The following is an 8,463-nucleotide window of genomic DNA, read 5'->3' as shown; positions in this document are numbered from 1 at the left end:
CTTATGTGGATTTTATGAAATATGCAGCTTAAAAATTAGTGATAAATTTTAATGTTTTTATTTGTTTTAATCATAGAATACGAGTGAATTTTAGCCTTTTTAGGCTTAAAATTAGTATCGAGAATAGGTTTTTTAGTTAAAAATAGCCGTTCTCGATACCATTTTTTATCAAAAATTACATGCCTTGCCGTCAGACAGGCTCGAACTGACGTAACAGTAGATTTAAAGAATCAAAATGCACAACGGGTAATACAATAAATTACGTCTTTGTGATAAATTAGAGTGAAACGAAAAGAAGAAGCAATCTCATAATTAAGAATAAGATTGCCACAAATCATATGCTAATATTTATAATTTTCGCAATAACATCCCAATTTTAAGATGCTTACAATAAAGTTTATATCAAACTCATGTTAGTAAGTAATTTACTTAAAATTTCATCTTTTTAACCAAATCCCAAAGTACTACACCAACACTAACCGAAATATTTAATGAATGTTTAGTGCCAAACTGCGGAATTTCAATACAATAATCTGAAGCAGAAACTACATCTTGCTGAACGCCTTTCACTTCATTACCAAAAATAACAGCATATTTTTGATTTTTTTCTAACGTAAAATTATTTAACATTATGCTGTTTTCAACTTGTTCAATAGCTAAAACTTTAAACTTTAAACTTTTCAACTTTTCAACCAAAATTAATGTATCTTCCACATATTCCCATTCCACAGTTTCTGTAGCTCCCAATGCTGTTTTATGAATATCTTTATGTGGTGGTTTTGCAGTAATGCCACACAAATATATTTTTTCAATTAAAAAAGCATCACTGGTTCTAAAAACCGAACCAATATTGTTTAAACTTCTAACATTATCTAGTATAACAATAATGGGAGTTTTATCTTTTTTTTTGAATTCATCAACATTTAATCTTCCAAGCTCACTATTTTTTAATTTTCTCATAATTAGTATTTAATTAAATTTACTTGAAATATCTCAATATAACTCGTTGTGCATTTTGACTCTTTTAACCTTGCTGTTGCGTCAGTTCGAGCCTGCCTGACGGCAAGGCAGGTAATTTTTGATAAAAAATGGTATCGAGAACGGCTGTTTTTAACTAAAAAACCTATTCTCGATACTAATTTTAAGCCTAAAAAGGCTAAAATTCACTCGAATTGACGAAACTTTATCATAATGCACAGCGGGTTAATATATAAAAATTATAACGTGTAAATATTAATTCGAATGTATATCCTTTTTGTGTCATATTTCATATTTATACGTCATGCTAAACCTGCCTGCCGGACAGGCAGGTTTAGCATGACGAACATTTTATGATTAGTTACGGACAATCAATTAATTCTTTAATCATTAAATTTTTCAATCTTTCAATATAAAATGTAACTTCGCAAAACTAACTTAATTTCTTAAAAAATTGGCAGCAAAAACTAAGAAAGTAACTCCTTTAATGAAACAATATAATGCTATCAAGGTTAAATATCCTGATGCTATGTTGTTGTTTAGAGTGGGTGATTTTTATGAAACTTTTGGTGAAGATGCTAAAAAAGCAGCTAAAATTTTAGGAATTATTTTAACCAAACGTGGTGCTGGTAGCGAAACGGAAACCGCATTGGCTGGTTTTCCTTACCATTCCATAAATACTTATTTGCCAAAGTTAGTGAAAGCAGGAATGCGTGTTGCCATTTGCGATCAGTTGGAAGATCCTAAAATGACTAAAACTATTGTAAAACGTGGTGTTACAGAATTGGTAACCCCAGGTGTTGCTTTAAATAATGAAGTGTTAACTGCTAAAACCAATAATTTTTTAGCAGCAATTCATTTTGGACATGCTCGCCGAACTGGAGGGAAAAAACAAATAGGAATTTCATTTTTAGACGTTTCAACAGGAGAATTTTTAACGTCTCAAGGTAATAGTGAATACATTGATAAATTACTTCAAAATTTTGCTCCGAATGAAGTTTTAGTTCAAAAACAATATAAATCCAAATTTTCCGAATTATTTGGTGATGATTTTTATACCTTTTATTTAGATGATTGGGTGTTTCAATCCGATTACGCTATGGAAACTTTAACCAATCATTTTAAAGTAAAAACGCTAAAAGGTTTTGGAATTGATAATTTAAATGAAGGCATTATTTCATCTGGAGCAATATTGTTTTATCTATTTGAAACTCAGCATAATAAGTTAGAACATATTAATACTATTAAACGTATTAATGAAGATAATTATGTTTGGATGGATAAATTTACCATTCGTAATTTAGAATTATACCATTCAACCTCTGCAAATGCAGTTACGCTTTTAGACGTTATTGATAAAACCATTTCACCTATGGGCGGACGTTTGTTAAAACGTTGGTTAGCTCTGCCTCTAAAAGATATTCATCAAATTAATAAGCGTTTAGATATTGTAAAGTATTTTATAAAAAACGATGTTTTTTTTGAGTTGACAACTTATCAAATTAAACAAATAAGTGATTTAGAACGATTGATTTCAAAAGTTGCCACAGGAAAAGTAAATCCACGGGAAGTAGAGCTATTAAAAAATTCTTTAAATGCTATTATTCCTATAAAAGAAGCAACAGAAAAAAGTAGTAATAAAGCGTTACAAATTATAGGAGAACAACTTCAAAATTGCAAAACTTTACGAGAAAAAATAAGTATAACTTTAAATGAAGATGCTCCTGTAAACATTAATAAAGGGAATGCTATTGCAAGTGGCGTTTCAAAAGAATTAGATGAATTACGTGCAATTTCAACTTCTGGAAAAGATTATTTAGATGAAATGTTGGCTCGTGAAACTGAAAGTTCAGGAATTTCATCCTTAAAAATAGCTTTTAATAATGTGTTTGGCTATTATATTGAAGTTAGAAATACACACAAAGATAAAGTTCCAGAGCAATGGATTAGAAAACAAACCTTGGTAAATGCTGAACGCTATATTACAGAAGAATTAAAAGAATACGAATCTAAAATTTTAGGTGCTGAAGAAAAAATTGGAAAATTAGAACAACAACTTTTTGCTGAACTAATTAGCGATTTAATAGATTATATTCAGCCTATTCAATTAAATGCACATTTAATTTCGCAATTAGATTGTTTGGCTTCTTTTTCGTTTTTGGCAAAAAAGAATAATTATGTTTGTCCGCATTTAGATGAAAGTACCGATTTAGAAATTAAAAATGGGCGACATCCCGTTATTGAAAAACAATTACCTATTGGCGAAGAATATATAGCTAACGATTTGGTTTTAAACCGAAATCAGCAACAAATAATTATGATTACCGGTCCAAATATGAGTGGTAAATCTGCTATTTTACGCCAAACTGCATTGATTGTTTTATTAGCTCAAATGGGAAGTTATGTTCCTGCTCAAAATGCAAGAATTGGTATTGTTGACAAAATATTTACTCGCGTTGGTGCTAGTGATAATATTTCTATGGGTGAATCTACTTTTATGGTAGAAATGAATGAAACTGCCAGTATTTTAAATAATATTTCAGAAAGAAGTTTAGTGTTATTAGATGAAATTGGACGAGGAACCAGTACGTATGATGGTATTTCAATAGCTTGGGCAATAGCCGAGTATTTACATGAACATCCTGCAAAAGCTAAAACCTTGTTTGCAACCCATTATCATGAATTAAATGATATGACGGATACTTTTAATCGCATTAAAAACTTTAATGTTTCTGTAAAAGAATTAAAAAACAAAGTTATCTTTTTACGAAAATTAGTTCCTGGTGGTAGCGAACATAGTTTTGGTATTTATGTTGCAAAAATAGCAGGAATGCCAACAGCAGTAGTCCACAGAGCTAGTAAAATGCTAAAACAACTTGAAAAAAACCATACCAATCAAGAGGTTAAAGAGACTTTAAAAAATGCTTCAGATTCAGATATGCAGTTGAGTTTTTTTAAATTAGACGATCCTTTATTAGAAGATATAAAAGAAGAAATTTTAGCTACAAATATAGATACACTTACCCCAATTGAAGCCTTAATGAAGCTGAATGAAATTAAGCGGATGTTGACTAAAAAGTAGAATAGTGATTAACTAATTTATTTTTTTAACAAAAACAGTTTGGAATGATTTTTGTTAATATTTTGTTAAAAAAACACTTAGTTAATCACCCAAAAAAAAGCAATGAAAAAAATTACAGTTCTTCTATTCTTATTATCATTTTCATTTTCTTTCTCCCAATCAACTATTGAAGGTTTTATTTTTGATAGGGAAACAAAAACTTCGCTACCATACGCAACTATAAAAATTATAAGCAGTAATAATTATTATACCATTACAAATGAAGACGGCAAATTTGAAATTAAAAGTAAATTTCCAACGGATTCAATAGAGGTGAGGTTCATAGGTTTTAAAACGAAAAAAATAACAGTATCCTATTTTAAAAAGCATTCAAAATTATATTTAACTCCAAACACTTTTCACTTAAATCAAGTTTTAGTTGTAGCAAAAAAAAATAAAAATTACACGTACAATCTCTTAAATAGTTTAATTAAAAAATATAGAGACAAACAAACTGTTACAAATAGTAAGGCTTTTCTTACACTAACTTCATCAGCTAGAGGCATCCCTATAGAAACCATTGAAGGGTTTTATAATAGTGAGCAAAATTTATCAAAAGGAATTGTGGGTTTACAATTAAAAAGTGGTCGTTTTGGTCAAAATGCATCTTTTCCTTTTTATAGTTTAAACAATACGGACATTTTAAAAGATTTTCAATTGTTTGAAAAATCTAGTCAAATATTACCGTTATATCCTGGTAATTTAACTTTAGGAATTATTAAAGGAAAGTATCGTGTAAAAATGGATGAATGTGTGTCATGTAGCCAACGAGATTTATCAATTTCATTTACACCTAAAAAGGCGAATGGTCATTTTTTATCTGGAACCATTATTTTTAACAAAGAAACATTAACGATTAAAAAAATAAAATTAAGTGGCTTAAACCCAATAACAAACGGTTTATCATCAATTATTGAAGATGACATTATAACTCCAAAAAGCATACAGCTAAACATTAATTTCAATCCAAATGATTATACCAAAATTCAATCACTAGATTTTGAGTTTACAATGAACTATAACTCTAAAGATAATTTTGAAATTATCACATCGCATTCACTTCTTTATTTTTATGATTATAATACTTCTTTTGAAGAACCTTATTTTACCAACAATATTCATTTTAATAATGATTATGATAAAATAAGAGCCTTAAAAGCTTCCGATGAATTTTGGAATTTAAATTATCAATTTCCTAGGAGTTATAAAGAGAAAATGTCTCTAGATTTTTTAAAAAAATATGGATATTTAATCAATTATAATACAACTATTCCTTCAGATTATTTACAATATATACGTCCTTCAATTATTACTTGGCAAAAAAACAAACCTTTAAAATGGCAAGATATTAAGTTAAGCTTATTAAAAGATGTAGAAAGAAATGTGGATCATAAAGATTATCAGCAAGGTGCTACAAAAGCAGTAGACAAAGAATCGTTTTCTATATCTGAATTTAAACATAATAAAAATAAATCTGAATTGGATGAACAATTTAATTTTAGTTACATGTTAGATATGTTCATTAATGAGCGAGGCGAAAAACAATTTAATACTAAAACTTTATTTGATAGAAATTCATCTTTTTGTTCTTATAATCGTATCAACAGTAAACTTATGTACATCAACTTAATTTTTGATATTTACGAAATTTATAATAGGGAATTAAAAGTAGCACTTTCTAAAAATAGTTCTTTTGAAGATGCTAAAATTTTATGTGATCAAAAATTTAATGAAGCTTCTTTAACTATAAAAAAAATTGCTACTGACACAAACAATGGCACAAATTTTCAAAACTTAATTAGATGGTCTGAAAAAGTAAAACAAAAACTAAAAAAATAAATTATGAATCTTTTAAAGTATAAATTGTTATGAAAAAAATTAAATTATTAATACCACTATTTTTAGCTCTAAATTATGCGTCTGTATTTTCTCAACAAAACATAACTTCATCTATTATTAATCCCTTTCAAAAAGATGCTTTATTTAGAGAAAAGGTTTTTTTACATGTAAATAAATCGGTTTATTTTACAAATGAAAATATTTGGTTTACAGCTTATGTAGCCGAAGATGCTGATAATAAACCCTCTATTTACACAAGCAACCTTCACATTAATTTAATAGATTTTGAAGGAAATTTAATTAAACAGAAAACAATCTTTATTAAAAACGGTCTTGGAAATGGAGATTTTTCATTAGATAATAGCTTAAAACCTGGAGAATATTTTATTCAAGGATTTACCAATTACATGCGAAATTTTGGTGAAGAAAACGTATTTATTCAAGAAATAGAAATAATTAATCCTGCACTTAAAAATGAAATAAGCCAAAATCAAAATACCAATAATTATGATATTCAACTGTTTCCTGAAAGTGGTTATTTATTAGAAGGCGTAAAAAATGTTGTTGGAATTAAAGCCTTAATTAATGGTCATGGATTTCCATTTACTGGGAAAATTATAAATGCTGAAAAAGAAGAAATTACAAAATTTACAGGAAATAGGTTTGGTATGGGTAAATGTAATTTTATTCCTTATAAAGGAGAAAAATATACTGCAATAATTGCAATTAATAATACCATTCAAAAAATTGAACTACCAAAAGCTAACAAAACAGGAATTATTTTTAGTTTAGACAATACCGATGAAAACTATATTGCTTTAACCTTAAAAACTAATATTCAAACACTACCTACTTTACAAAAGTCAAACCTTTTGTTACTTCTTTATAGAAATAATTACATAAGTCAAGCTGTTTCATTGTCACTTATTAATACTGAGCAAACTACCCAAAAAATTGTTTTTGATAAAAATAATCTTTTGAATGGAGTAAACATTGTTACCCTTTTTAAAGACAATCAACCTATTGCAGAACGTAAATTTTTTATTAATAAACTCAGCAAACAAACCGCTATTTTAATTAATAAATTGAAGACCGAAAATGACTCCATTAATTTTAAAATTAAAACACTCAATTCAAATTTAAAACCTGTTATTTCTCAACTAAGTATTTCGGTACTTCCAAAAAACGCAAAAAACTTTCATGAAAATCAAACTATTAAAAGTGCCTTTTTGTTAACGCCCTATATTAAAGGTAGCATTGAAAATCCATCCTATTATTTTAAAAATGGTAGTGTTAAAGAATCTAAAGATCTAGACTTATTATTATTAAACCAAGGTTGGAGTACCTATACTTTAGATAAAAAAATAAAAGAAATAAACCCAAAAGAAAAATTTAAGTTTGAACGTGGTTTTACCCTAAATGGCAAAATAAAATGGCATCCGAAAAAATATAATATAGGTATTATATCAAAAAAAGGTCGCTTAGTTGCTTCAAGTGAAATTAATAAAGATCGTCTGTTTTCATTTGATAATGTGTTTGTCTTTAAAAATGATACCATAAAAGTTGCATTAATTAGAAATAAACATCCTTTAATAAAACCAACGAAGGTTTCTTTCATTAAAGACACAACTTCAATTAAAAAACACAATTTTATTACAAGTAGATACCTGCAAAATTCAATAATAAAAAATACCAAAGAGTATTCATCAGCCGAAAATTTAAATGTAAAAAAATTTAAAACATATCCAAAGGTTGAAGTGTTAAAACAAATAGTTCTAAAAACAGTTAAATCTAAAAGGAAAAGAAATTTTTATGATGATGAAATGAATTTAGCAAATTTACATAATGTTATGGCTTCAGGATTTTATAAAAACCATAAAGTAACAGAACGAATGGGAGAAATCTACCTTAATTTATTACAGTATTTTCGACAATTAGGTATGGTTGTAGGTACTTGTCCTAATTGTATTTTGAAATTGCGAGGAGGTAGACGTAGTTTTAATGTAGGGGGAAAACAAGGAACCCCAAATGTTTTTATAAACGATGTTAAAATTGATAGTGAGAGTCAAATTGATTTTTTTAATACTACTTTAATGGAAGATGTAGATGAAATTTTAATAAATAGGTCTGGTGCTGGAGGAGGTATTGATGGTGGTGCTGGGGGAATTGTTAAAGTTTATCTTAAAAAGGCAAACGATAAATATTACAAATATGGAAAAACATTGTATAAAAATTTAATTTCCCTAATTGGATATGATAAGACAACTAATTATTACAAACCTCAATACAATATTTACACCAAAGAAGCTTATAACTGGACAGAAATAGATTGGAAAAATGCGGTTAAAACAAATGAAAAAGGAGAAGTAATTATTAAAATTCCAACAAATGAATTTTCTAATGAATTCCAATTCATTATCAATGGTTTTTCTGAAAACGGCTTGTTATTTAATACTATTTATAAAACAGGAAAAGAAAATACCTTTTGATATTCTAAAATTAGTTTAACCTTAATTTAACGTATT

Annotated in this window: 4 protein-coding genes; 3 read left to right on the top strand and 1 reads right to left on the bottom strand. The window is 27.6% G+C overall.

The window, feature by feature from the left end:
* Positions 1-429 precede the first annotated feature (429 nt).
* Positions 430-960: an RNA methyltransferase gene (locus L3J60_RS09630; protein ID WP_291975297.1), complete on the bottom strand. Its 531-nt coding sequence runs from the start codon at positions 958-960 to the stop codon at positions 430-432.
* Between the two features lie 472 nt (positions 961-1,432).
* On the opposite strand from L3J60_RS09630, the gene mutS reads away from it, so the two are divergent.
* From mutS to L3J60_RS09615, 3 genes are all read left to right on the top strand, one after another.
* On the top strand, positions 1,433-4,060 hold the full coding sequence (mutS, locus tag L3J60_RS09625; protein WP_291975296.1) for a DNA mismatch repair protein MutS: 2,628 nt from the start codon (positions 1,433-1,435) through the stop codon (positions 4,058-4,060).
* A gap of 102 nt (positions 4,061-4,162) precedes the next feature.
* Entirely contained in the window at positions 4,163-5,938 is a 1,776-nt protein-coding gene (locus L3J60_RS09620) for a carboxypeptidase-like regulatory domain-containing protein (protein ID WP_291975295.1), read from the top strand.
* A gap of 29 nt (positions 5,939-5,967) precedes the next feature.
* Positions 5,968-8,427 (top strand): hypothetical protein, encoded by a 2,460-nt coding sequence (locus L3J60_RS09615; protein ID WP_291975294.1) that lies wholly within the window; start codon positions 5,968-5,970, stop codon positions 8,425-8,427.
* Positions 8,428-8,463: the final 36 nt, after the last annotated feature.

Origin of the sequence: Lutibacter sp. (genome assembly GCF_021647475.1) — a bacterium.
Lineage (GTDB): Bacteria > Bacteroidota > Bacteroidia > Flavobacteriales > Flavobacteriaceae > Lutibacter.
This window is presented reverse-complemented; position numbering and strand designations above follow the sequence as displayed.